The sequence below is a fragment of the Natrinema hispanicum genome, from assembly GCF_004217335.1.
Taxonomy (GTDB): Archaea; Halobacteriota; Halobacteria; order Halobacteriales; family Natrialbaceae; genus Natrinema; species Natrinema hispanicum.
In genome coordinates, this window is sequence record NZ_SHMP01000004.1 from 750951 (window position 1) to 776192 (window position 25242).

The window sequence follows — 25242 nt, forward strand, 5'->3', positions numbered from 1 at the left end:
CTACCGACAGGCCTCCCCCTCGAACCGGTCGAATGCTTCGATGGTGACTGCAATCGCATCCTGCTCCGGGAGGTCACGGACTGCGTATGCGGTCGGATAGCGACCGGCCCTGGCGTACATTTCGGGCTGTGCGATCGTTCGCCGGTCGGTCCCGGAATGCTCGCGAAGGTATGCCCGGGTGAGCATCGGCTCGACGAACGATAGCGCCGCAGTCCCATCGGCGTCCGGGTCGGCGGCTCCCCAGATGAGCGTGTTCGTAAACGTCCCACCGTTCATCTCGGGGACGGTGGGATCGACCAGGTGTTCGCCCATGTCGGTGATGACCCGTTCGTCGACGACTGGATTTCGAGCGTAGCCCTCGGGGATGTATCTGGCCGGGAGATCGTAATTCGGCGCGACCGGCCCAGTGATGGCGTCGACGGTCTTGGTCGGCAGCATATGAAAGTGGACGTCAAAATGGGGCACCGTCCAGACGCCATCCGGCGGATGACCTTCTGGGTTCCAGTTCAGCCCGAGGAACGTCACTGGTGTCGCATCCGTCTCCGGAAACGGAACGAAGAATTCCAGAGACCGCTTGTGATGAATGATCGTCGACTTACCGGTCGGACCGTATTTGTCTGTGTACTCGTCCTCGCCCGAGTTTGCGAGTGCATCGGCCGACGGGAGCCCCTCGAGGACGGCCCGCTCCATCAAGAGGCCATGATATTTTGGCCTCCCTGATGGCGTGACAGTCGTGAACGGCGTCGCCTCGCCGTGTCCGAGGCTAACGGATCGTCCCCATTCAGTGATGCCAGCTGGGGGGAATCCCTCGTTCGTGTCTGCAGTTGCCAGCCCACTCAGTCCGATAGCCGCGCCACTGGCAGCTACGGTCCCGATAAATTGTCGTCTCCCGCCGTGAAATCGATCGTGGTCAGCGTTCCACCCTCGAGTGTGTTTTCGTGTCATTGGTGACTGAGAGTGCCGCGGTAACAATCCCTCTCGAGCCCATACCACATGAAGATGGTAAGGTAACACGCATCATAATTGCCTAATAATCTCGCACCGGTAGACGTGAGCCAGTCCATCGGCAGCTGGCCATCTCGGAGCGTCTGTCAGACGACAACGGTGCTGTACCTTCGCCCTACGATGCTTTTCGGCCGCTTTACTCTCCAATCGCTCGAGGGATCGTCAATCACCCTCCATCCGCGAAGCCGACGGTTTCGCTTGCTGATGCGATGCCGAAACCGTCTCGAGCCACGCTGCTTCGTCAACACGAGGCAATAGCAACCGAATCTCAGGTGGAATTTCGTAGCAGTGCATTCAAGTAGACGCCAAGATTTTGATCTGGTATGCAAGATCAGGGACGCTCTACGCGCAAGCGAACCGGTGGTCGACTGAAGAACGTTCGAAAGCGCCGCAAAGACGAACTCGGTCGGCTGCCAACCGAAACGCAGGTCGGCGAGCCACGATTCCGCACCGTCGACGTTCGCGGCAATGGTACGAAGACGCGTGCGCTCGCGACGGACGTCGCAAGCGTCAACAAAGGCGGTGAAACGGTCTCCGCAGAGATCGAAGACGTCGTCGAGAACGACGCGAACCCGAACTACGTCCGCCGGAACATCATCACGAAGGGTGCCGTCATCGAGACCTCGGAAGGACAGGCACGTGTCACGTCCCGTCCCGGTCAGACCGGTCAGGTCAACGCCGTCATCGTCGAATAACGCCGACTCTGCCGAATTGAATTGTTCTCCGATTGTTGCTCGTGGCCGACGAGAGTCATCTCTCCTCGCCGCTCAGTACCGTCAACGATACCACTGTCACGCGCCCCTTCGGCTCTCGGACTCTCGAGGACCAAATCTGACAGCCAGTCTATAGCGAGGCTCGAGAAGCGAAGTGGCGTGAGCGACTGGAGAAAAATGGCGATGACCGGGAGCAGTTAGGGCCGCGGTGCGGCCTTCTGGAGTGCCGTTTCGGCGATGTTGCCGCCGTAGTCGGCGCTTCGGGACAGCGAGTCGACGATCAGTCCGAGCGACTGGGCCTGTGCCGGCTCGAGATCGCGGAGTTTGTCGTCGATCCTGCGAGTGTGTTCGTCGATGTCGACGACGGCCGCAAGCGCATCGTGTCCGAGTCGGTTTGCCTCGTCGGCCTCCTCGGCAAACAGCGCGTCCATCGACTGTTCAAAGACACTGCCGGCTTCGGCGTGGAGGCCGTGAATCGCGTCGGCGACATCCGCCGGGAGGTCGTCGAGCTTGAGCGCGATGTCGCTGATCTTGACGGCGTGGTCGGCGATCCGTTCAAGCTGGCGGGCACTCGAGTGGAAGTCGAAACAGTCCTCCCGGGAGACACCCAGTTCCTCGACGGCCCGTGGCGACCGAAGCGTCGCCCGGAAGATCCGCGAGACGACGAGCCAGAGCCGGTCGACATCGTCGTCGCGCTCGATCACGTCGTGGGCGATGTCGTCGTCGTTTTCGACCAGCGCACGGACGGCGTCTTCGAGCATCGACTGGGCGATCAGGCGCATCCGCGTGACCGCGTTGACGATCGAGAGCTCCGAGGAATCGAGCAAGTCTTGAATCACGACGCTGTCGCTCGTCTCCTCGAGCACTTCGACGCCGACGAGGCGCTGGGTCGCATCGCGAATCGCGCTGCGCTGGTCGGTCGTGATCCGGCTGGCCTCGAGCCTGATAATATCGAAGCCGCTGACGTACATCGTCATCACGGCCCGCATCAGCTGTTCGTCCTCGAGACCGGAGACATCGATCGACCCCTTCTGTCGTCGGGTTTCCCGCTCGGGGGTCAAGAGCAATTCGTCGCCTTCGGGATAGAATTCGACTGTCGTCCCGCTACTGACGTCGTTCTCGGTCGCCCACGTTTTCGGCAGCGAAACGGTATACGTCGACCCACCAGTCATCTGGACCTTTCGCGTCTCCATACGCGGCGCTTTCTACTACAACAATATAAATCCCCCAGACTATAGAGCGATATGGTGATGGCGAGATTGGCGATAGAGCGACTATATGTGCCGTTTTCGGCACCCTCGAGATGCTTATCCTCCTATCGATAACAATTATCAACAATAGGTCTATATAGATATTCCACTCCGTATATCCGGAGCGGCGTGTCGCTAGCGCAACTCGTCAAGATCGACGACCTGCCTCGAGATCCACCGACAGCCACTTGGTCAACCGCTCGGTTTCGGAACACTCGCGTGGCGCGATCGTACACCGATCCGGTCCGTCCTCGTATCGGACGACGGTCGACTCGAGAGAGGACGTATCGTGGTCGTACTCGGTGGCCGTGGCAAGTCGCTGTCGAGTGGTCCGGTCGTCATAGCCGCTGGTGGATCCGGTCATGAGTTCGTGGAGTCGCGTATTCGAACCGACCAACGGCACGTACAAAGCCACTGCTAGTTGTGCTATTGAGGTGTTTATATCAGTTCCAGCCACTCCATACGGATGTCACAGACGGCTGTCGGTTCTACAGGCGGTGCAAGGCGAGTGCCTCGGGGCTTGACCCCGAGGCGGTTCACGGCAATGCAGAATCTTGCATGCGGGACTGCAAAACCAAAGCGACGATAGCAAGCGAGACGGCTGTGTCCACTCCAGCGTGCAAGTGCCCGGCGTTACTACGGCCGGGGATCGGCCTGTCCGTCGTCAAGCGACTTCCGCATGAATGTCTCGTGGACATCCGTCGTCGAACCGTCCCCATCGGGACGACATCGCTCGTAGCTCCCATCAGAGCGCATCACCCATCGGTTCTGGTTGTCCGACAGCAGCGTCTCGAGGATCGTCTCGAGGCGGTCCTGCAGCCGTGGTGCTTCGATCGGCGTAATCGCCTCGACCCGGCTATCGAGGTTGCGGGTCATCCAGTCGGCCGAGCCAGTGTAGTATCGATCCTCGCCGCCCGCCAGGAAATAGAAGATTCGGGAGTGTTCGAGAAAGCGGCCGACGACGCTGTAGACGTCGATCGTCTCGCTGATCCCCTCGAGGCCAGGCCGGAGCCGGCAGATGTCACGGACGATGAGATCGATGTCGACGCCGGCCATCGATGCCTCGTAGAGTTCGCGGACAATTTCGGGATCCTCGAGCCGGTTCATCTTGGCGACGATGCGAGCGTCCTCTCCGTTGCGGGCGCGCTCGGCTTCCGCCCGGATGAGGTCGACGAAGCGATCGCGCATGTTCCCGGGCGCGATCAAGAGCTTCCGGTAGTCGCGGTGCATCGAGTGCCCCGTGAAGTAGTTGAATAGCTTGACGAGGTCCTGCCCCACGTCTCGATCGACCGTCAGCAAGCCGAGATCTTCATAGTGCTTTGCGGTCTCTGAGTGATAGTTGCCGGTACCGACGTGGGAGTACAGTCGTACCCCGTCGTCTTCTTGGCGGACGACCAGCGACGTTTTCGTGTGGGTCTTGTAGCCGATCGTCCCGTAGGCGACGTGAATCCCTTCTTCTTCGAGTTTCTTCGCCCACTCGAGGTTGTTCTCCTCGTCGAAGCGGGCTTTGAGCTCGACCATGACGGCGACTTGCTTGCCGTTGCGCGCGGCCTCGATCAAGCTCTCGATGATCTGTGAGTCGCTGGCGGTCCGGTAGATCGCCGCCTTGATCGCGAGGACGTCGGGATCGTTGGCCGCTGCCTCGAGGAATCGCTGGACGGTTCCCTCGAAGGAGTGATAGGGGTGATGGACGAGCACGTCGTCGTTGCTGATCACGTCGAAGACCGTCATGCCGTCGTCGGCCCGCTTGAGCCGTGGATGGGGCTGTGGTGACCACGCGGGAAGTTTCAGGTCCGGGTAGTCGAGCTCCGTCAGCTCTGCAAAGTCCCGATAGTCGAGGGGGCCGTCGAGTTCGAACACTTCCCGCTCGTCGAGGTCGAGTTCGCGCGTCAGAATCTCACGGACTGCCTCGGGTGCGTCGCGTTCGATCTCGAGTCGAACAGCGGTCGCAAAGCGCCGTTCCTCGATGACTTCCTCGATCATCTCGATCAGGTCCTCGGCGACCTCCTCGTTGCGCCGAACCTCCGCGTTTCGCGTGACTCGGAATAGCGCGGTGTCGACGATTTCGACGTCCGGGAAGAGCAACTCGAGGTTGGCTCGAACGATGTCCTCGAGCAGGACGTACCGTGTGTCGTCGCCGAGCTGGACGAATCGGAGCTGGTTACGGGGAATCTTCACCCGCGAGAAGGTGAGTTCGGCATCGGGCCGTTCCCGTGTTAGAACCGCCAACGAAAGGCTCTGATTCGAAATGAAGGGGAACGGATGGGCTGGATCGAACGTCAGCGGCGTCAGCGTCGGCAGGACGGAACTCTCGAAGTACTCGCGTAGGTGTTGGCGTTCGGCAGTGGCGAGGTCGTCATAGTCGACGATCTGAATTCCTTCCTCCGCCAGTGCGGGCCGGATCTCCTCGTGATAACACTCGGCTTGGCGCTCGAACAACGGTCGGGCCTCCTCGAGGGAGTCGATCCACTGCTCGCGGGGCGTGCGTCCGTCGGGTGTCTCCTCGGTGACCCCGGCCGCGATCTGCTGTTTCAGGCCGCCGACGCGCTTGCGGAAGAACTCGTCTAAGTTCGTCGTGACGATTGCGAGGAACTTCACACGCTCTAGTAGCGGGTTGTCGTCGTCGAGTACCTCGTGGAGGACGCGCCGCTGAAAGGCGAGCTCGCTGAGTTCGCGGTTCAGATAGTACGACGGCTCCGAGAGATCGACGGTCTGACTCGCGGTGTCGGACTCCGTGCCGTCGCCTGCGGTCGTCGCGTCGAGCGCTGCCGATTCGACTTCGTCGGCTGCCATCGGGTCGGCGTCGGCAGATCGATCGAGTCCCCCGTCCTCGACTGGATCAAGCCGTGCGGCCGATTCGCTGTCGGCGGGAAGCATCCCATCTTCAGCGTCCCAGTCCGTCGACCGGTCGGATGTACTCGAGTCGCCGTTTTCGCTCGTCTCACCCAGCATCGACCGAAACGCAAACGCATCTCCACCGTCGGCCACCGATTCGTGCCGTTGATCGTCCGATTCCACCTTCTCCTCATCGTTCTCGGTCGTGTTTCCATCGCTCATCTGAGTGTCCACCTCAGCTATCGCCAAGCGCGACGATCTTCGCGGCCGAGCGTTCGATGTGATCAGGCCCGGAGACGCTGTGGAAGCGATCGCGTCGAACGTCGTACGCAGTGAGTTCCCCACCGTAGACACAGCCGGTATCGAGACCGACCGCCCACTCTCGGTCGATCGGCGTGTCGAGGACGGTGTGGCCGAAAAAGACCCGCGGCTGCCCCTCGTAGGTCTCGAACCAGAACGGACCGTCGTAGCCGTCGCCGTTCGGCGCTCGCATCGTCAACAGGTCCTCGGTGGCGTGTGCCGACAGCGGTCGGTTCGGATCGACGCCGCCGTGGACGACGAGGCCACCGTCCCACGAGATCGCCGTCGGCAGCGACTCCAGGTACTGCTGGTCGGCCAGGTCGAGCGACGACAGCGACTTCTCCCCGTCGATAAGCTTCTGCTCGTTGTTCCCTTTCACCGACAGCAGCCGTGGTGACCGCCTGACACGATCGAGCACGGCCTTGCTTTCCGGTCCCTTTCGAACCAGATCTCCGACGAACACGGCGAGGTCGTTATCGGCGAGGTCAAGCGTCTCTAGAAGGTCTTCGAGCGCGTCCAGACAGCCGTGAACGTCACCGATGACGTAGACGTCGTCCCGTTTCTCGAGGTCGATATGCCGGTGGTCGAACGATACCGCGTCGTCGAGCGCAAAGTTCCCGGTCGTCACGTGCTTTCTGTTGCAGTGCTCCAGCGAGACCGGATAAGTCGTTTATATGTGTTGTATTGCATACTATGTAGCACCCTATAGTCAGGGATACTGCCAACCGGCTCGTCGGCTTCTGTCGACGGCAGCTCGAGACACAGGATTTCTTTACGCCCGACACCCCACCACAGATATGCACGTCGTCGTCAACGCCGCCATGAGTGCGGACGGTAAGCTCTCCTCGCGTCGACGCGAACAGATCGCGATCAGCGGCGAGGCAGACTTCGACCGCGTCGACCGACTCCGGGCGGACAGTGACGCCGTCGTGGTCGGCGTCGGGACCGTCCTCGCGGACGACCCACACCTGACTGTCAAGGACGAAACCTTGCGCAAGCAGCGCCGCGAAAACGGCCAACCGGCAAACCCCGTACGCGTGGTCGTGGACTCGAGCGGCCGGACCCCAACAGATGCAGCGATCCTCGACGACGCAGCGACGACCTACGTCTGTCTGAGCGAGGCTGCATCCGTCGAGCGTCGCGCAGTCCTCGCTGATCGCGCCGAGTTGGTCACCGCAGGCGACGAGCGAGTCGATCTCCTGCGTGCGTTCGCGACGCTGCAGGAACAAGGGCTGGAGCAAGTCATGGTCGAAGGCGGCGGCGAACTCATCTTCTCGCTGTTCGACGCCGGGCTGGTCGATGAACTCCGCGTATTCATTGGCTCGAAAATTATCGGCGGCCGCGACGCCCCGACGCTGGCCGACGGTGAGGGGTTCGTCACGGAATTTCCATCGCTCGACCTCGAGTCAGTTGACCGACTCGACGACGGCGTGGTCCTGACTTGGCGCGTCGCCGATCGCTAGAGCGCTATTCGAAATCCGGTTCTCGGTCCTCGACGAACGCTGCCATCCCCTCGCGCTGGTCGTGCGTCCCGAAGAGGCTCGCGAAGGCGCGCTTTTCGTACGCGATACCGCTCTCTTGTGACCCTTCGTGGGTCTGGTTGATGGCCTGTTTGGCAGTCTGCATCGCAAAGGCCGGCTTCGCGGCGATTTGATCGGCCAGTTCGCCGACGACATCCTCGAGTTCGTCGTCAGGAACAACCTCACCGACGAGTCCTGCCTCGGCAGCCGACTCGGCGTCGAGGCGCTCGCCGAGGAAGATCATCCGGCGTGCGGTCTCGTCGCCGACCAGGCGCGGCAGCCGCTGAGTGGCACCCCAGCCGGGGATGATCCCGAGATCGATCTCGGTGTTGCCGATCAGCGCCGACTCGGCTGCGACCCGCAGATCGCAGGCCATCGCCATCTCGCAGCCGCCACCGAACGCATAGCCGTTGATCGCGGCGATCGTCGGCGCGGGGAACGCCTCGAGCGCGTCGGCGACGTCGTGGCCGAGTGCGCCCCACTCTTCGCCCTCCGCCGTGGAGAGATCCTGCATATACTTGATATCGGCACCGGCGATGAACGCATCGCCGGCCCCCGTCAGGACGAGCGCGCGAGCGCCCTCCGCGGCGGCTTCCTCGAGTGCTTCACCCATCGCTTCGAGCGTCTCGATGTTCAACGCGTTCAGCGCATCGGGTCGGTCGACGGTCAGTGTTGCAACGTCTCCGTCCCACTCGAGTCGGACTGTATCCCAAGACATACTCCGGCGTTTGACGGCCACCGTCAAATCCTTTCGGACACGGTGACGGTTCGGCGAATCGACGATCGATTTTTGATCCCGGTCCCCGTCACATCTTTCCTTCGCGCAGACTCTCACATCAGGATATGGAACGAGCCACGTTCGGCGGTGGGTGTTTCTGGTGTATCGAGGCGGCCTTCGAGGAACTCGAGGGCGTTGAATCGGTGACCTCTGGCTATGCCGGCGGTCACACCGAGGACCCGGGTTATCGGGAGGTCTGTTCCGGCCAGACCGGCCACGCTGAGGTCGTCCAGATCGAATACGATCCCGATCAGATCGCCTATGAAGACTTACTCGAGGTCTTCTTTACGATCCACGACCCAACGACCAAGGACCGTCAGGGCCCGGACGTGGGTTCCCAGTACCGGTCGGCGATCTACTCACACAGCGACGCGCAACTCGAGACCGCCGAGGCGTTCGCTGCGGAACTGGAACAGGAAGGCGTCTACGACGGGATCGTGACCGAAATCGAACCGCTTGACACGTTCTACGAGGCCGAGGAGTATCACCAGAACTACTTCGAAAAGAACCCGAACGACGCCTATTGTCGGATGCACGCGGCACCGAAAGTCGAGAAGGTCCGCGAGAAGTTCGCTGAGAACGCCGTCGCCAACGACTGACTCGGATCAGGACGATCGCGCGGCGCGGCGTGGACCGCTGTGACTCACGACCCTTCCTGACCTGCGTTCACTCGAAGGTCCAGCTTGAATACCAGCCTCGTAGTCGATTGGTGTGATCATGTCTGTTGGCAAACTCGGCCCAAAAAACGTCATAACGATCAGTCCAGACAGCGATCTTGAGGACGCCACCGAGACGTTGGATAAAGAAAACGTCGGCGCACTCGTCGTAACCGAGGACAACGAACCCGTCGGGATACTCACTGACCGGGATGCCGCGCTCACGATTCACAAGAAAGACGATGCCAGCTCAGCGTCGATCGAGGATGTGATGACTGAGGACCTAGCGACACTCCACGAAGACGACGGGTCCCTCGCCATTTCGGAGGCGATCGAAGAGCACAACGTCCGGCGTTTCCCGATCGTCGACGACAACGGCGAGTTGACGGGCATCGCCACGGTAGACGATCTGGTCGCGGTCATCGGCGAGCAACTCGAGAACGTCGCCGAGACGATCGAGACACAGTCACCGGAATACAGTCCATAACCAGAGTCCCGTGCGGTCTCTTTTTCGACAGCGACGCCGTGTCTCACTGAGCAGTGAAAGGTATCTCCGTCTCGAGTCAAACAAGCACATATGGAGAGTCACCCGGACGTCCTCGTTATCGGCGGCGGCGCGACCGGAACGGGAATCGCCAGAGACCTCGCACTGCGGGGCGTCGACGTTACACTCGTCGAACGAGACGGACTCGCGGCCGGCACCTCCGGTCGTTCGCACGGCCTGCTCCACAGCGGCGCTCGCTACGCCGAGGCCGACGGGCCGGAGGCCAGGGAATGTCTCGAGGAAAACCGCATCCTCCGTGCGATCGCCGGAGCGTGTATCCGGGACACTCGGGGTCTGTTCGTCCAACTCGCTGACGACGACCCGGCGTACTTCGACGCAAAGCGCGCCGCCTGCGACGACGTTGGCATCCCGACCGACGTGATCGACGGAGCGACCGCTCGCGAGGCAGTCCCGAACCTCACAGGCGACATCGAACGGGCGATGTGGGTCCCGGATGGCGTCGTCGTTCCGTCCCGGCTGGTCGCTGCTAACGCGGTCGACGCCCGCGAGCACGGCGCTCGCGTCCGTACGGACGCGCCGGTCACGTCGATGACCGTCGAGCGCGGGCGGGTGACGAGCGTCACGCTCGGCGGCGACGCGGACGAGACGATTCATCCGCGCTACGTCGTGAACGCGGCCGGCCCTCACGCCGGCCACGTCGCTGAACTGGCCGGCGTCACCGTCGCGATGCGGCCGACTCGGGGTGTCATGGTCTCGGTCGACTACGAAGGCCTCGAGCCAGTGCTCAACCGGTGTCGCGAGCCCGACGACGGTGATATCATCGTGCCACATGACGGGCAGGTCGTCTTGGGGACAACGAGCGTGCCGATCGACGATCCGGACGACTACGAGCGGGCCGATTGGGAACTCGAGCGAACGATCGACGAGTGTGCGGCGATGCTCCCGCCGGTTGCCGACGCCGAACACGTCCGGACGTGGTGGGGCGTGCGGCCGCTGTACGAACCCGAGGAAGCCGCCCATGGCGGACGCGGCATCTCGAGAGGATTTCACCTGCTCGAGCACGCCGACGAGGGCGTCGAGAACTGCTGTAGCATCGTCGGCGGAAAACTGACGACCTACCGGGCGATGGCCGAGGTGACAGGCCGATCTGGTCTGTGACCGGCTCGGCGTCGATGCCGACTGTCACACGGCGGAGACCGAACTCCCGGGCGCGTCGGACCCCGAAAGGCTCGATGCGTTCGTCGAAGAGTTCGACGGACAGGGACCGACGGATGCGGACATCGTCGACTCAGAGCTGAACTGGAACGCCGGAAGCCGATTGTGGGTGGCGTCGCTTCGTCACACTTCCCATATTACTCGAGATCGAACTGTCTCTCCGGTCGTGAATTGACTTTCTTACCCCTGCTGGTGTGCGATGGGGTGCATGAGCGACGACACCGACTCGTCACGGCCGACGATCGATCGACGATCCATCCTCGTTTCGGGGGGCACCACGCTTGCGGGACTTGGGGCACTCGCGACAGTCCAGACAGCGGCCGCACAGCGCGATCACGAGTGGCCCGCCGGCGGTTCACACGGGGAACACGGGCACTCTGACCAGGGAGCACGAACGGGACAGAGAGCACGTCGACGATCAGGACTACGAAGACCAGCAGACAGGTCACTGACGACACCGAAACCATCGAGATCACGATTCCGGCCGCCTGGAGCGACGTCGACACCACGCCGGCCAGCATCGGTCCCTCGATCTGGGCCGCGACGGATCTCGACGCGTTCATCGCCAGTTGGGACGTTCCCGGCATCGAAGTGTACGTGACGACGGAACTGGGCTCCGACCTCGAGGACGCCCTCGACCAGTATCTCGAGGAACTCGATGTCGGTGAGCAGTGTACCGACGGCGGCCAGCAGCTGTTCAGGACCGCCGAGTACGTGTTCCTGAGTCAGCTCTTTTCCCAGTGTGGTGACAGCGAAACAGTATTTCTGGCGATGGCTGGTGCGCCAGTCGACGACTCGGCGGGCGAACTACCGGGCGGAAACACGACGGCTGACCAGCAGATGATGCAAAACGAGACGCCGCGCGGAAACGCAACGCCGAGCGGCGTCCCCGGACCTGGGTTCCCGGGCGGTGCCCAATCCGACGTGTCTGACGATCAAATTCCGTCGGACGCCCCGTACGTCATTCTCTTCGGTGCCCAGATTGTCACGGAACGTGACGCGAGGGCTGTCGTCACCGCCCTCGACTCGCTCGAGGCGCAGGAACCCGACACAGAAAACGCCTGATCGAACAAGCCACCAGCCGCGGCTCGAGCACGTTCCTGCCTCGCTCGGCGGCCGACGCGTTCAGCCGTCCCGGCCAGCGTTCGACCAGATACCGAGCGATCGACCGCTCGAGCGCTCGACGTCGATGCGAAACGTCTCGTCGTCGTCGTTGAGGCCGATCGTGATTCGATTGAAATCGATCACGTACCGCGACGTCTGGTGGCGGCCCTGCCGAACGCCGAGGGGTTCGCTGACGAGCCCAGCCTTTGTCAGCTGATCGAGCTTTCGATAGGTCGTCGACAGCGGTAGGTCCGCTGTCGCTGCGATCTCGGTGGCGGTTTTCGGCGTCTCGAGAACCGCGATGATCTCCCGGCAGCCGTCGTCGTCCAGTGCGGCAAGGATACGCTCGAGCTCGGGCGTTTCGTCGGGGGCAGAAGCCTCGAGAGCCATTGCTAACGGTTGGTTTGCAGCCAGCGCTAAAGACGCGTTTGGTTCGGCGTGTTACCGACCCAGCAGCTGGCGAGTGGCCAACTACATGTCTGCCCAGTTCGATCGGTCGGATATGAGTAACGACCAGTCATCCGACGAACCGATCGAAAACACGCCCGGACAGGGACGGACGCCCGAAGCCGAGCGGATCGAGCCAGCCGCCCCCGAGGAGTTCGGCCTCGTGCAGGTCTGGTGGGGCGACGGCAAGGGGAAGACGACCGCGACGCTCGGTATGGGCATGCGCGCCGCTGGCCACGGCTACCGTGTCCACATGCTTCAGTTCATGAAGGGTGGTGCCTCGAGCGTCGACGCGGTGCGTGGCGAGTACAACGCGATCGCTGCCCTCCCCGGCATCAGCTATGAGAATCTCGGCCACTACGGCTGGCACGGAATGGCAGACGGCAGCGACGAAGCCGACCACGAGGCCGAAGCGCAGGCCGGCCTCGAGCGCGCCCACGAACTGCTCGAGGCGGCCGACGACGCCGCCCTCGACGAGCCGATCGCCCTCGACTGCGGAGTCGGAGGCGGGAATGCACATGCTGATTCTCGATGAGGTCCTCTACGCCGCGGATCGCGGACTGCTCTCCGAGGACGATGTCCACGGACTCATCGACGCGAAGCCCGACAATCTCGAACTGGTGCTGTCGGGAAGCCACACTGAGCCGTCGTATCTCGAGGACCGCGCGGACCTGATCACGAACGTTCGGAAGGTAAAGCACCCAATCGACGACGGACAGCGGGCACGACGCGGCGCCGAATTCTGATCGCCACAGCGGGTTCCGGCCCCGCGCGAATGGACCCGGATTTTTGCCGGTCGAAGCCGACGACTCGCGTATGACAGAACGGACTCGCGCACACGTGTTCGTCTCCGGCACCGTCCAGGGCGTCTACTATCGCGCGAACACACGTGATACAGCCCGCGAGAAGGGCGTCGACGGTTGGGTGAAAAATCTCGAGGACGGCCGCGTCGAGGCAGCCTTCGAAGGCCCTGAAGACGCGGTCGAGTCGATGATCGAGTGGTGTCACACAGGCAGTCCCGCGGCCGAGGTCGATGACGTCGAAGTCGAATACGAGGAGCCACAGGGCGAGGACGGATTCGAGATTCGCTACTGACCCAGCGAACAGACCGACTCTACGCCGATAGATCGCGAATGGGAATCATCGACCGCTTCGAAGCGGAATATCTCGATGTCTGACAGCGACGAGCATACAGAGTGGCGCGAACAGTCACGACACGGATCGATAGCCCTCGAGTTCCCGCCCTCGCATTACTCGTCGGTCTCGTAACGGCGAGCACCACGGATCATTCTGACAGTGAGCAGCCCGACACCAGCAACGAACGCGATCCAGACCAAGTCGGATCTGTTGGGGGCTGTTGCCTCGACGACCGCGACGAGCAGAACGAGCACCGCGACGTACAGGACGTTCGTTCCGACGAACTCAGCGAGCCCCTCTACGTCGGTGACGCGATCCGGATCGTAACCCGCGATCAACTGGACCATCCCGAAGTGCTTGATCAGGATCCCCAGCGCGCCGATGAATCCCGCAGTCGCGATGAGGCCGACGACCGACGCGGTGACCATATTGGAAGTTGACAATCGATTCACAAAACAGTTCCGAGCTATCCAGTTAGCGTGGGCGGCGTATCACTCCTCAGTCCGCAGATGATGGAAAATATACGTCTGAGCGTACCCGGCGTACTCACCACCGAGCCGTTCGCGAAGCGCCCGTGAAGTATCGACGTACGAACCGCGATCGCACTCGGGATAGTACTCCTCGATCGCCGACTTAATCCAGGTATCGAGCGGGACCGCCTCGTCGAAGCCCAGCGAAAACAACAGGACACAGTCAGCCACCTTGTCGCCAACACCGACGAACTGCGTTAGGTACTTTCGTGCGTCCTCGTACTCGAGGGCCCGCGCAGCTTCCGGATGGGCCTCACCGTTTGCGACCATCTCTGCCGTGCGGACGACGTAGGGGGCGCGATAGCCCAGCCCGAGGTCGCGAAGGTCGGCCTCAGTCGCGGTCGCGAGCTGTTCCGGCGTCGGGAACGCGTGATAGGTCTCGCCGTCGAACGCGACTTCGTCGCCGTACTCCCGTGCCAGCGTCGTGACCATCGTGTGAATACGACTGACCCGCATCTGGGCCGAGCAAATAAACGAGATGAGACAGCCGAAGGCCGGATCATCGACGAGTCGCATCCCACGGTGGGCCTCGTATGCCTCGCGGAGCAGTGGATCGTCCGGTCCGGCCGCGACGATCGCCTCGAGATCGTCGTCAAGGCGCAACAATCGGCGGACGATCGGCTCGGCGTCGGTCGTCGACTCCCACTCGAGACAGCCGTCGTGAGTCCGCACACGGATCACGTCCCCGGAGCCTGCTGATCCGCCGATGACCGTTGTATACCACGCGTCGGGTGCCGGCGTGCCGTTGTACATCTCGCCGTCAGAGCGCTGCCAGAGGTAGCTCTGACCGCTCTCGAGCGTTCGGTACAGATCGAAGCCACCGGCGAGTTCGTCGATAGAGATCGTCCCCGTCTCCATTCGTCCGACCCTTCGACGGTGTGGGCTTTTGCCTTTCGACCCACCGCCGAGCTATCAATCACTCGACTACTGCTGGATCGGATGGCACAATGAGACGGGCGATGAGAACTCGTGCGAGGCGAACCTTCTTACTGTAGGCCATCCAATGTCACGGTATGAATTGCAGGGTCGTCGTTGAAGCCGCCGTGCCGGTCTTCGACGTTGAGACGGAGGACGAGGCGATCCGGATCGCCATCTCGAAGACGGGAGAGATGTTGAACCCTGATCTAAACTACGTCGAGATCAACATGGGCGAGCGTACCTCTCCATCGGGAGAGGAGCTCCCACCTGCGTTTATCGCGGCCGACGAAGCACTCGTCGCACTCGAGTTGGAGATGACCGTCTTCAACGTCGAGCGTGAGGAACACGCCTCGCGGATCGCACGAAAGGAGATCGGCCAGCGCCTCGAGAACATTCCACTCGAGGTGATGGAGGTCGAGGTCATCGAAGAGGAAACGGCTGACGAGGACGCGACCGACGAGTCGACGGATACGGAATCAACCGACGAGACGGAGGAGACAGAGGACGACGACGAGATCCTTCCCGAGTTCGAGGATCTCGTCGAATAACGGCCTCATTTTCCCAATCGGCACGAGACATAGATCCACACCGCATCGTTATTTTTTGGCGCGCACAGTCTTGGACAGCCCCCGACTCACCAGTAACCACCCTCCCCGGCGCAAACGGCGGAACGACCTCTGCATAGACAGATTGTGCGACGAGTCTCGCCAGTCACCAGTAAGCAACGATCGGAGGATGCGACGATATTCTTAGTCCGCAGTTGCGGCGACTGCTTCTTGCTCTTCTTCCCGCATGTTCTTCGTGATTCCCCCGGCGAGCGCAAAAACAGCAGCTTTGTGGTCGGTCTTCGATTTGTGGATGGATGTCGGCCGAATGCCTCGTGATTCGTATTCTTCGAGGTCGATCTGGCAGTCATCCCACTCTGCACACTGGTTTGATACCTCCGCAAGAAGGCCGTGAAGGTGAATGAGCTCCTGCTTCTTCATAACCATCCACTCCTACCCACTGCAGGGTTATATTATTATCTTGAGTCGCGTTAACACGCAACCTATGTTAAACAATTGGTGTGTCATCAGCGGAAACAATTCGAATGCTGTGATTACGTGAGCGGAACCAGGTGATGAAACTGTGTTAGGCGTTTGTTTATCCGGTGTAATAGCGTCTTTCGTTATATTTTCTGCGACGCTCGAGTGAGTATTAAGCAGTTCCTACTCGAGTGTCGGACGCACAGAAGGCGGCCAGTGACTATCCGCGTGGGCAAAACAACGCCGGCAACTACCCCCTGCTTTGCACCGATCGTGGAGCGAGCGTACTGATCGATGAAGTGATGTGACTAATCGATGCAATAGCTGTCGCTGGGGGATGAGTACGGTTGCCCTCCAATCGGAGGAGCGACGATCTTAACCGAGTTGTTTCAGCGTCTGAAGGTCACGATCCGTCCGCATGAACTCGGCAGTACGATGTGAGGCATGACAGTTCGGGCAGTGAAACATGTCAGCGGGTGCGGGGAGTTCGTCCGGAGAAACCTGCCAATCCTTCGCACATTCGGGACACAACAGTTGGACGGTCGTTTTATCCATGTCACACTCTTTCACACGAGAGGTCAAAAACATTGCCGCAGTTCCAATCGGTCGAAAATACCACCCGCGACAGCCTGCGAGCGACCGTCAGAAGGGGTCGTTACGCAGGTGCAGCCGTATCAGAGGCCTCGAGCAGCTCCTTGTACCGGTTGCGGATGGTGACTTCGGAGATGCTTGCGACCTCGCTGACCTCGTTTTGGGTGACCTTTTCGTTGGTCAGCAAGGCGGCAGCGTAGACCGACGCGGCCGCGAGGCCGACCGGCGACTTGCCGCTGTGGACACCCTCCTGGCGGGCCGACTCGAGCAGTTCGCGGGCCATCCGTTCGGTCTCGTCGGAGAGATCGAGGTCGCTGACGAACCGCGGGACGTAGTGTTCGGGGTCGGCGGGTTTGACCTCGAGGCCGAGTTCGCGGATGATGTAGCGGTAGGTGCGGGTCAGCTCCATCTTCTCGACGCGGGAGACTGCCGAGATCTCATCGAGGCTGCGCGGCGTGCCGGCCTGTCGGGCAGCGGCGTACAGCGACGCGGTCGCGACGCCTTCGATCGACCGGCCCGGCAGCAGGTCCTCCTCGAGTGCGCGTCGATAGATGACACTCGCCGTCTCGCGGACGTTCTCGGGGAGGCCGAGCGCGGATGCCATCCGGTCGATCTCGCCGAGTGCCTGCTTGAGGTTGCGCTCCTTGGAGTCGCGGGTGCGGAAGCGCTCGTTCCAGGTGCGAAGCCGTTGCATCTTCTGGCGCTGGCGGCTCGAGAGCGCCCGGCCGTAGGCGTCTTTGTCCTGCCAGCCGATGTTGGTCGACAGCCCCTGGTCGTGCATCATGTTCGTCGTCGGCGCGCCGACGCGGGACTTCTCGTCTTTCTCGGCGGCGTCGAACGCACGCCATTCGGGGCCACGGTCGATCTCGTCTTCCTCGACGACGAGACCACACTCGGTACAGACCGTCTCAGCGTGCTCGTCGTCCGAGACCAGTCGGCCGCCACACTCCGGGCAGCGCTCGCGCTCGTCGGATACCGACGTGGTTTCCTCCCCCTCGGTCTCTCGCTCGTTCGTATAGGTTCTGATGTTCGTATCTGTCATTGTGTATCGGGTGGGTTACTTGGGACTCCCGGGTGGGATAACCAGAAGAAACCCGGTCGCCTCAGCTAACATAGAGTAAGGCCGTAAAGCATATAAAGATTTCGCCTACTTTATAAACTAACCGGGTTTGCTGGTATATATGTTCCGGTTACATAGCTATTAATCATCATAGACTCCGGCACTAACGGTCGTGTCCGACTCACACCAGATACCCCAACAGAACGGACCCGCACCACGACCGCACACCCAAGCGGTTGCCGCTGTCGGCGAGTTTCGGGCCCTACTATTCGACAGTGAAGAGATGACCGTCCCGTGGGACATCGAACAGGCCGACGCGAGCACCGGCATCGAGCCACGCGTGGCCGTAGGAAAACGACGCCAGCGCGTTGACGAGGTCGTCTTGGTCCCGAAAGTGAGTCCCATCCTCGAGATACGACGCCGCCATCTCGTAACAATCGGCAGCCGCATCCGCCATCGGGGTCCCCTCGGGCGGCGCGATCGTCGCCGCATCGAGCGCCTCTGCGAGTAACTCGCCGTACCGGTCCGTTTTCTCCTCGAGATCAGCAGCCATAGTCGGTGATCGTCGCTTGACCCCGTAAGTGCGTCGTGTCGATGCAAGACGCGACCTCGCTCGGCGGTCACGCACGCGCCCGTTCATAGTCGCTGAGTGCTTCGAGGAACGCTGTTGCACCGACCACCGCAGGTTCTCCAGACAGCCGAGCAAAGCCTGTTGACGGCCCAGCAGCACCGTCACAGCAAGGGGGTGTCGTTGCTGCGAGCACAAGCGGTTTAGGCGCTCTGGCCCAACACCTGCAATATGACCGACCAGCCACGCGTCGAGATCTATACCAAGGACGACTGTTCACACTGCAATCGAGTCACGGACCTCCTCGAGAGCAAGGGCGTCGACTACGAGGAGTACAACGTCTCCGAGAACGACGAGCGATTCGAAGAGATGGTCGAGCGGACAGACGGTCGCAAGACCGCGCCCGAAGTATTCATCGACGACGAACATGTCGGTGGCTGGGACGACACACACGAACTCGACGAGACCGGTGCGCTCGACGAACTGCTTGGCATTGCCGACGACGAGATCGTCGACCACCGCCCACTGATTATTGCCGGCACCGGTATCGCGGGCCTGACCGCGGCGATCTACGCCGGCCGCGCGAACAACGAGCCGCTGGTCATCGAAGGCGACGAACCCGGCGGCCAGCTCACGCTGACCACTGACGTCGCCAACTATCCCGGTTTCCCCGAGGGCATCGGCGGCCCCGACCTCGTCAACCGGATGAAAGAGCAGGCCACGCAGTTCGGTGCCGAGTTGAAAAATGGGATCATCGAGTCAGTCGAGCGCGTCGAGCAACGCTCGAGCCGTTCCTTCCGCGTCGAACTCAGAAACGGCGACGTCTATACCGCCGACGCCGTTATCGCTGCCTCGGGAGCCAGCGCACGGACGCTCGGGATTCCCGGCGAAGACGAACTCATGGGCTATGGCCTCTCGACGTGTGCCACCTGTGACGGTGCGTTCTTCCGCGGCGAGGACATGCTCGTCGTCGGCGGTGGCGACGCCGCCATGGAGGAAGCGACCTTCCTCACGAAGTTCGCCGACACCGTCTACATCGCCCACCGCCGCGAGGAATTCCGCGCGGAGGACTACTGGGTCGACCGCGTCCACGAAAAGGTCGAGGAAGGCGAGATCGAGATCATGAAAAACACCGAACTGATCGAGATCCACGGCTCCCAGGAAGACGGCGTCGACCACGTCACGCTCGTCGAAAACGACAAGGGCCACCCCACCGACCGCCTCGACGACCCCGAGACCGAGGAGTTCGATTTCGACGTCGGTGCAGTCTTCTATGCGATCGGTCACACCCCCAACACCGACTACCTCGAGGACACCGGCGTCGAAATGGACGACGAGGGATACCTGCAGACCAAAGGTGGCGATGGCGGCGGCCAGACCGAAACCCACGTCCCCGGCCTCTTCGGTGCCGGCGACGTCGTCGACTTCCACTACCAGCAGGCCGTCACTGCCGCTGGTATGGGCTCGAAAGCCGCGTTAGATTCGGATGAATACCTCGAGGATCTAGAGCGTGCTGGCTCGAGCGCTGAAGAAGCTGAACCTGCGGCTGCTGACGACTGACGACTCCGACGCGAACAGGCATACTAATCAGTACAACAGACTATTTCTCACCGATTTTCCGGTCGGACAGCGGAACGGAACGCGAACTGGCTTCGTTTGAACGGGTGTCGTTCTCGAGCGATTGCAGTATTGCTGTTCGGAAAGGATTATCGATAGAACCCAGACCCACTGAGCGTGTATTCGGCAATTTCGCTCGAGATGCATACTACTATATGAGTGGCGTAACACAGCATTAACTGAATGAATATTCAACTCTGCATAGCCGAGAGACTGCGTAGGCGGGATGGAAAGCCGATCGCGGACTCGAGCGGGGGGATACAATGAAACTGCGCACTCGAGTCGCATCTCTCTTGATCGGTTGTACTACTCACGACCGCAGGGGTTGGCCCTGCGATCGCACAACAGTCGTCGGGTCAGGTCGTCGGACAGCCGGACATCTCGATCGACACGTCAGCCGGAAAACTGGCTCCCGGGACATCAGTAGCAATCCCATTATCGATCACGAACCGTGGGCAGATCGACCGCGCGGGCCCACAGCAGTACGAGAGTCGCGTCACGACCGCACGCGGCATGACGATGACGTTTCAGGATGGGCAGTCGCCCATCGAGGTAAATAGTGGCCCGGTCGCCGTCGGGAACGTCCCGACTGGGACGCGAGACGTTTCCCCAGTCGAGATCACCGTCCCGGAAAAACTCGAGCCAGGCGTCTACGAACTGCCGGTCGAATACGAGTACGCGTACACGCGCGTCGCCGAGTTCAACACGCAAAGCGCGGAGTACATCGACTTGACGCGAACGCAAACGGCAACGCTCACGATCGAAGTCGACGACAAGCCACAGTTCGAGGTCGTCGACGTCGACTCGGATGCACAGATCGGTGATCGAAAGGACGTCTCGATTACGCTCGAGAACACGGGAACCGAACCAGCACGGGACGCGAGCGTGACGGCCCGTTCGGGAACGGGTCAGCTGTCGTTTGGAACCGGCCAAAGCCAAAGTTCGACGGGATACGTCGGTGCCTGGGAACCCGGCGAAGCGAAGACGGTCACCTATCGCACTTCGCTGACGCCTGACGCCCCACATCGATCCTACGCTGCTGACGTCACCGTTGCGTACACCGACACGAACGGCATCGACCAAACATCCGAACAACTCACGGCCGGCATCTCGACTGCTGCCGAACAGTCGTTCGCCCTCGAGAACGTCTCCTCGACGCTGCGCGTCGGCGAGGACGGTGAGATCATGGGGACCGTCACAAACACGGGACCGAACGCGGTCGACAGCACCGTCGTCCGGTTTACCGACCAAGACTCGCCGAACGTGATTCCGATCGAACAGTCCGTCGCCGTCGGGGCACTCGAGGCCGGCGAGTCGGCGTCGTTCGAGCTACCGATCGAAGTGAGCGGCGAAGCCGAAGCGGGCTCGAAATCGTTCGATTTCGGCGTGCAGTATCGAAACTCGGATGACGAGAAACGCCAGTACGACAAACTCAGTGTTGTCACTGCGGTCGCAGCCGGAGCGCGATCAGTTCGCCGTCGATATCGAAGAGACGACGATCGGCGCTGGCAACGAGCAGGCGCTCACTGTCGAGGTCACGAACAACCTCAACCAGACAGTGACCGACGTCGAAGCGCGTATCTTTGCCGACGATCCGCTCAGCACCGGTGATGACGATACGGGCTACGTCGAATCGCTCAAACCCGGCGAATCGGTCACGATGTCGTTCGAACTGAGTGCGGCTGAGTCGGCGACCGAGAAGACGTATCCGGTTTCGTTCGACTTCCGATACGACGATGAGCGCGGTAACAGCCAGCTCTCGAACACGATCCGTGTTCCAATGTCCGTCTCCAGCAGCGACGGCTGGTGGCTTCCCACTGACGTCGACTCTGGTCGTTGGCTCGCTCGTCGCTGGCGCAGTCGGTGTCCTCTGGCGTCGGAGGGACTGACCGATGACAACCGGTGAGCGAATCGAGGCCGCAACCGAAGCCCTCAACGAGGTCATCATCTCTCGATCGAAGACGGTAGTGGTCGCGTTTCTGGTCATGACCGTCGTCTTCGCCGGTGGATTCGGACTGGTCTCTACCGATACGGATTCGACGGATTCGTTTACCAATGACCTTCCCGAACAGGATGCCCTCGACGCCGTCAACGAGGAATTCGAGGGGCCCTTTGAAGCCTCGGACGAATCCACACAGCTGGTCCACAGCGGCAACAACGTCCTCACGAAGACGGAACTCGTTCGGAGTCTGGCGGTCATCGAACGCGTCGAACAGCGCGACGACCTCCGAATGGCGTCTGCAAACGGCCCGGCCCCGCTGATCGCACAGACCATCGACCCGACGGCAACCACTGCAGCCGAGCAGCGTCGGGTGATCGAGTCGGCGACGTCCACCGAGATCCGACGGGCGATCCGGGAACGCAGCGACGACCCGCGGTTTACGGGAGTCGTCTCCGAGGACTTCAACCCGACAGCGGCGTCTGCGTCGGCATCGATCACGACCATTACACACGACGTCCCGAGCGAGTTCAGCGACGACGATCTCACCGAGATTCAACTCTCCATCGAGACGATCGCAAACGAGGAGTCGGGCGACATCCGCGCGTTTGGGTCCGGGATCGTCGACGCGGAGACCGGAACCGTCATCGGCGATTCGATGACGCTCGTCATGCCCGTCGTCGTCGTGCTCTTGCTCGTGTTCCTCATCGTTGCATATCGCGACCCGATCGACCTCGCACTGGGGCTGTTGGCGCTGTTGATGACGGTCGTCTGGACGTTCGGCTTCCTCGGCTACTCCGGGATTCCGTTCAACCAGCAGATGATCTCTGTCCCTGTCTTGCTGTTGGCAGTCGGCGTCGACTTCGGCATCCACATCATCAACCGCTACCGCGAAGAGACGGTCCAAGGCTTCGAACCCCTCGAGGCGATGCGGACCGCGAACAACCAGCTCATGATCGCGTTCGTCATCGTCACGGTGACGACGGTCTTCGGGTTCGGTGCGAACATCGCCTCGGATCTGGGCCCCATCCGGAACATGGGGATCGCCTCGAGCGTCGGGATCATCTTCACGTTCCTCATCTTCGGGCTCTTCCTTCCCGCGGCCAAACTCGAGGTCGACGAACTCCGCGAACGGTTCGGCGTGCCGGAGTTCAACTCCGAACCGATCGCCTCCGAGGAGTCGACACTGGGTCGCCTCCTCGCGATGCCCGCCAAGGCGAGCCAGCACGCGCCGTTGGTGTTCGTCGTCGTGATCCTCGTCGCCGGCGCTGCAGCAGCCAGCTACGGAGCTGGTGTCGATACCAGCTTCGAAGAGAAAGACTTCTTGCCACCGGAGGAGCAGCCGGCGTACATCGAATACGTCCCGGGGCCACTCGCCCCTGGCGAATACACGGTGACCGAGACGTACAATCTCCTCGAAGACAAGTTCGCGACGAACCAGGACCAGTCCGTGAAAATATACGTCCAAGGATCCTTCGAGGAAGACCACGCGCTCGAGGCGCTGGCCAGTCCGAACGACGATCCACCGAGTAATCTCGCCGTCGGCGATGGCGGTGAGGCGGATGCCCGGAGTATCATCACGGTCATTCAGGCCTATGCCCAGCAGGATCCCGAGTTCGCCGCCCTCGTCGAGCGGAACGATCGCAACTGACAACGGGATCCCCGACCGGAATCTCGACGTGATCTACGACGAGCTGTTCGCGTCGCCGTACGGATCCGCAGCCGAACAGTATCTGACTGAAGACCGGCGCAGCGCACAGGTCGAGTACGCGATCGATGCCGACGCGTCACAGCGAGAAGCGGCCGCGGATGCCGCCGAATTCGCAGACGACTTCCGGTATACGGCGACGGCGACGGGCGGGATCGTCGTCTTCGCTGCCGTGACTGACCTGATCTTCGCGTCGGCGATCGAGGGGCTGATCCTCGCAGTCGGGTTGACCGCCGTGTTCCTCGTCATCTCCTACGCTGCACTCGAGCGTAAGCCGTTGCTCGGGATCGTCAACGTGTTCCCGATCCTGATCTCGATTGCGTTCCTGATCGGCACGATGCGGTATCTCGGGATGTCGCTGAACGCGTTGACGGCCACGATCCTGTCGATCTCCGTCGGCCTCGGGATCGCCTACTCCGTCCATGCGACACACCGGTTCATCGACGAACTCAAAGCGGCCGACGACGCGCTTACAGCGCTCGTCACGACGCTGTCGGGAACTGGGGGCGCGCTTATGGGGAGTATGCTCACGACAGTCGCTGGGAACCGGGGCACTCGCACTGGCGATCACGCCCGTTCTGGGCGACTTCGGTTTGCTGATGGCTCTGAGCGTCGCCTACTCGTTCATCACCTCGATCGTTGCACTGCCACCCGCGATGCTGTTGTGGGCCAGATACAACCAGTCACAGTCGCTGTGGGACCGGGTCATCTCGACGGTCGACGTCTCCAAGTAGTCGACCGATCGCATTTTCTCTCGACGTTGTGTCGTCCGTTCGCCGACGAGTGACATCGCTTCGAGCGCATGTGCGAACGGCACTGTTCGTGGAGGGTATCGTATGGATACTACTCGAGGAGTGTCTGTCCACTGCTCGCGCCGTCTCCGCATGGACGCGTCGTGTCTGGGCGACCGTCTGACCAACTCCTCGAGGCCGTCCTATCCATGTGGCTGTCGACACGTCTGCCATCGTCGGCAATGGGTTGCCGATCTCCGTGCTTCGAATGCTGTCCGTGCGCGGTCTTCGATAGACGGTGGTCTCGAGTGACCGGACACACCAGTCTTCGAGACACGGTGTTGGCGTCGGTCGGCAGGACACTGTCCTCGAGTGCGATCGTGAATCGTGGTCGACGAACGCGTCGATGTGGACAGCCACGATCCGCGGAACGTGTTTCTCGAGGCTCCATTCGATCGATGCGAGAATCGCCACGGGGAGTCACAACACACCGGTCACAGGCTCGTCGTGCGATTATGTGTGAACTGTTCCAGTCTTCCCTCCCTTCGCGTGCGGTCTCGATACTGCGCTGGTACGTGACCACTGCAGGTCTCGGACGCTCATCAATGGTGGTCACTTCCTCGTTGTCTGGAACGGCTGGTGATTCATCCACCTGGATAGCAGTCACGATGAAGTCGGTCGTATCACGCGGCCATCCACCTGTGGGACGACTGCGAATTCGCGACCGGCGTCACGTCGTTCTGTCCGGTCGTCGCACCAGCATCGGAACGGCTGGCATCGTCTTCGACAAAGTTGCCGTCCGATCGGTCGAACGCTGCCTCGTCCGTCGACGGCTGGGTCGCGCTCTCGTCGCGTCGCTTTCGGTCTTGCCGCCGACCGAGGTATCAGTCGTGGATCGACTGCCTGCCAATCGGCCACACGCTCGCGTCGTGGCTGCGGCGCGGCGTCTGCTCGAGGACATGATTGAGACGACAGCAAACCCCTCCGTGCTTGTCCGATGTCCGTTCAGCGACGGTGCACGACTGGCGTCCGTCCGCTGTCGGTGGTCGGCAACGCAATAGCGACACAGACGGCGTCGCCACTATCCGAG

23 protein-coding genes and 4 pseudogenes are annotated in these 25242 nt (G+C 61.5%); 14 read left to right on the forward strand and 13 right to left on the reverse strand.

The annotated features are described in order from the left end of the window. On the reverse strand, positions 1 to 945 hold the full coding sequence (locus BDK88_RS10590) for a hypothetical protein (RefSeq protein WP_130500357.1): 945 nt from the start codon (positions 943 to 945) through the stop codon (positions 1 to 3). A 383-nt stretch (positions 946 to 1328) separates the two neighbouring features. Between BDK88_RS10590 and BDK88_RS10595 the strand changes: the two genes are divergently transcribed. Beyond that, positions 1329 to 1700 carry a 30S ribosomal protein S8e gene (locus BDK88_RS10595; RefSeq protein WP_130500358.1) on the forward strand — a complete coding sequence of 124 codons (372 nt, stop codon included), beginning with the start codon at positions 1329 to 1331 and terminating at the stop codon, positions 1698 to 1700. A gap of 215 nt (positions 1701 to 1915) precedes the next feature. Here the strand turns inward: BDK88_RS10595 and BDK88_RS10600 are convergent, their stop codons facing one another. From BDK88_RS10600 to BDK88_RS10615, 4 genes and pseudogenes are all read right to left on the reverse strand, one after another. Beyond that, a complete protein-coding gene (locus BDK88_RS10600) occupies positions 1916 to 2911 on the reverse strand; it encodes a phosphate uptake regulator PhoU (RefSeq protein ID WP_130500359.1) in 996 nt (331 codons plus the stop codon). A 192-nt stretch (positions 2912 to 3103) separates the two neighbouring features. Continuing rightward, positions 3104 to 3332 (reverse strand): annotated as a pseudogene (locus BDK88_RS10605) (DUF7511 domain-containing protein). A gap of 272 nt (positions 3333 to 3604) precedes the next feature. Next, entirely contained in the window at positions 3605 to 6025 is a 2421-nt protein-coding gene (gene ppk1 / locus BDK88_RS10610; protein ID WP_130500360.1) for a polyphosphate kinase 1, read from the reverse strand. A 13-nt stretch (positions 6026 to 6038) separates the two neighbouring features. Continuing rightward, entirely contained in the window at positions 6039 to 6731 is a 693-nt protein-coding gene (locus BDK88_RS10615) for a metallophosphoesterase (protein WP_130500361.1), read from the reverse strand. Positions 6732 to 6900: 169 nt separating this feature from the next. Here BDK88_RS10615 and BDK88_RS10620 point away from each other — a divergent pair, with 169 nt between their 5' ends. After that, complete coding sequence (locus BDK88_RS10620) at positions 6901 to 7566, forward strand: 2,5-diamino-6-(ribosylamino)-4(3H)-pyrimidinone 5'-phosphate reductase (protein ID WP_130500362.1); 666 nt, start codon at positions 6901 to 6903, stop codon at positions 7564 to 7566. Positions 7567 to 7570: 4 nt separating this feature from the next. Here the strand turns inward: BDK88_RS10620 and BDK88_RS10625 are convergent, their stop codons facing one another. Further along, the gene (locus BDK88_RS10625) at positions 7571 to 8341 is read right to left on the reverse strand and encodes an enoyl-CoA hydratase/isomerase family protein (protein ID WP_130500363.1); all 771 of its coding nucleotides are present in this window, start codon (positions 8339 to 8341) and stop codon (positions 7571 to 7573) included. Positions 8342 to 8466: 125 nt separating this feature from the next. Here BDK88_RS10625 and msrA point away from each other — a divergent pair, with 125 nt between their 5' ends. The 4 genes and pseudogenes from msrA to BDK88_RS10645 all read left to right on the forward strand — a co-directional run bounded on the left by msrA (position 8467) and on the right by BDK88_RS10645 (position 11842). After that, entirely contained in the window at positions 8467 to 9000 is a 534-nt protein-coding gene (gene msrA, locus BDK88_RS10630; RefSeq protein ID WP_130500364.1) for a peptide-methionine (S)-S-oxide reductase MsrA, read from the forward strand. A gap of 118 nt (positions 9001 to 9118) precedes the next feature. Beyond that, the gene (locus tag BDK88_RS10635; protein ID WP_130500365.1) at positions 9119 to 9544 is read left to right on the forward strand and encodes a CBS domain-containing protein; all 426 of its coding nucleotides are present in this window, start codon (positions 9119 to 9121) and stop codon (positions 9542 to 9544) included. A 90-nt stretch (positions 9545 to 9634) separates the two neighbouring features. Continuing rightward, a pseudogene (locus tag BDK88_RS10640) lies at positions 9635 to 10853 on the forward strand (FAD-dependent oxidoreductase); the annotation flags it as partial. Positions 10854 to 11368: 515 nt separating this feature from the next. Continuing rightward, positions 11369 to 11842, forward strand: a complete 474-nt coding sequence (locus BDK88_RS10645) for a hypothetical protein (protein WP_130500366.1) — start codon at positions 11369 to 11371, stop codon at positions 11840 to 11842. Positions 11843 to 11902: 60 nt separating this feature from the next. On the opposite strand, the gene BDK88_RS10650 is transcribed toward BDK88_RS10645, so the two are convergent. After that, entirely contained in the window at positions 11903 to 12271 is a 369-nt protein-coding gene (locus BDK88_RS10650; RefSeq protein ID WP_130500367.1) for a winged helix-turn-helix domain-containing protein, read from the reverse strand. A 112-nt stretch (positions 12272 to 12383) separates the two neighbouring features. Here BDK88_RS10650 and BDK88_RS10655 point away from each other — a divergent pair. After that, positions 12384 to 13074, forward strand: a pseudogene (locus BDK88_RS10655) (cob(I)yrinic acid a,c-diamide adenosyltransferase). A 70-nt stretch (positions 13075 to 13144) separates the two neighbouring features. Next, positions 13145 to 13423 carry an acylphosphatase gene (locus BDK88_RS10660; protein ID WP_130500368.1) on the forward strand — a complete coding sequence of 93 codons (279 nt, stop codon included), beginning with the start codon at positions 13145 to 13147 and terminating at the stop codon, positions 13421 to 13423. A 155-nt stretch (positions 13424 to 13578) separates the two neighbouring features. Here the strand turns inward: BDK88_RS10660 and BDK88_RS10665 are convergent, their stop codons facing one another. Both BDK88_RS10665 and BDK88_RS10670 read right to left on the reverse strand, forming a co-directional pair. Beyond that, positions 13579 to 13893: a DUF3784 domain-containing protein gene (locus BDK88_RS10665; RefSeq protein WP_130500369.1), complete on the reverse strand. Its 315-nt coding sequence runs from the start codon at positions 13891 to 13893 to the stop codon at positions 13579 to 13581. Positions 13894 to 13956: 63 nt separating this feature from the next. Next, complete coding sequence (locus tag BDK88_RS10670; protein ID WP_130500370.1) at positions 13957 to 14853, reverse strand: DNA-3-methyladenine glycosylase family protein; 897 nt, start codon at positions 14851 to 14853, stop codon at positions 13957 to 13959. A gap of 155 nt (positions 14854 to 15008) precedes the next feature. On the opposite strand from BDK88_RS10670, the gene BDK88_RS10675 reads away from it, so the two are divergent. Next, entirely contained in the window at positions 15009 to 15461 is a 453-nt protein-coding gene (locus BDK88_RS10675) for a DUF555 domain-containing protein (RefSeq protein ID WP_130500371.1), read from the forward strand. 201 nt (positions 15462 to 15662) lie between these two features. Here the strand turns inward: BDK88_RS10675 and BDK88_RS10680 are convergent, their stop codons facing one another. The 4 genes from BDK88_RS10680 to BDK88_RS10695 form a co-directional block, all read right to left on the reverse strand. Beyond that, complete coding sequence (locus BDK88_RS10680; protein ID WP_130500372.1) at positions 15663 to 15899, reverse strand: UPF0058 family protein; 237 nt, start codon at positions 15897 to 15899, stop codon at positions 15663 to 15665. A gap of 414 nt (positions 15900 to 16313) precedes the next feature. Beyond that, positions 16314 to 16493: a DUF7836 family putative zinc-binding protein gene (locus BDK88_RS10685; protein WP_049911868.1), complete on the reverse strand. Its 180-nt coding sequence runs from the start codon at positions 16491 to 16493 to the stop codon at positions 16314 to 16316. 100 nt (positions 16494 to 16593) lie between these two features. Continuing rightward, positions 16594 to 17571, reverse strand: a complete 978-nt coding sequence (locus tag BDK88_RS10690) for a transcription initiation factor IIB (RefSeq protein ID WP_130500373.1) — start codon at positions 17569 to 17571, stop codon at positions 16594 to 16596. 283 nt (positions 17572 to 17854) lie between these two features. Further along, positions 17855 to 18142 (reverse strand): DUF357 domain-containing protein, encoded by a 288-nt coding sequence (locus tag BDK88_RS10695; RefSeq protein ID WP_130500374.1) that lies wholly within the window; start codon positions 18140 to 18142, stop codon positions 17855 to 17857. Between the two features lie 246 nt (positions 18143 to 18388). Here BDK88_RS10695 and grxC point away from each other — a divergent pair, with 246 nt between their 5' ends. The 5 genes and pseudogenes from grxC (at position 18389) to BDK88_RS10715 (ending at position 25213) form a co-directional block, all read left to right on the forward strand. Then, positions 18389 to 19717, forward strand: coding sequence for a glutaredoxin 3 (grxC, locus tag BDK88_RS10700; protein WP_130500375.1), 1329 nt, complete (start codon positions 18389 to 18391; stop codon positions 19715 to 19717). Between the two features lie 576 nt (positions 19718 to 20293). Further along, positions 20294 to 21385 (forward strand): COG1361 S-layer family protein, encoded by a 1092-nt coding sequence (locus BDK88_RS10705; protein ID WP_242611656.1) that lies wholly within the window; start codon positions 20294 to 20296, stop codon positions 21383 to 21385. Next, positions 21273 to 21680, forward strand: a complete 408-nt coding sequence (locus BDK88_RS21780) for a COG1361 S-layer family protein (protein ID WP_242611667.1) — start codon at positions 21273 to 21275, stop codon at positions 21678 to 21680. The genes BDK88_RS10705 and BDK88_RS21780 overlap by 113 nt, the downstream gene beginning before the upstream one ends. Next, positions 21667 to 24155: pseudogene (locus BDK88_RS10710) on the forward strand (efflux RND transporter permease subunit). Before BDK88_RS21780 ends, BDK88_RS10710 begins: the two are co-directional and overlap by 14 nt. 698 nt (positions 24156 to 24853) lie before the next feature. After that, positions 24854 to 25213, forward strand: a complete 360-nt coding sequence (locus BDK88_RS10715; RefSeq protein WP_130500376.1) for a hypothetical protein — start codon at positions 24854 to 24856, stop codon at positions 25211 to 25213. Positions 25214 to 25242: the final 29 nt, after the last annotated feature.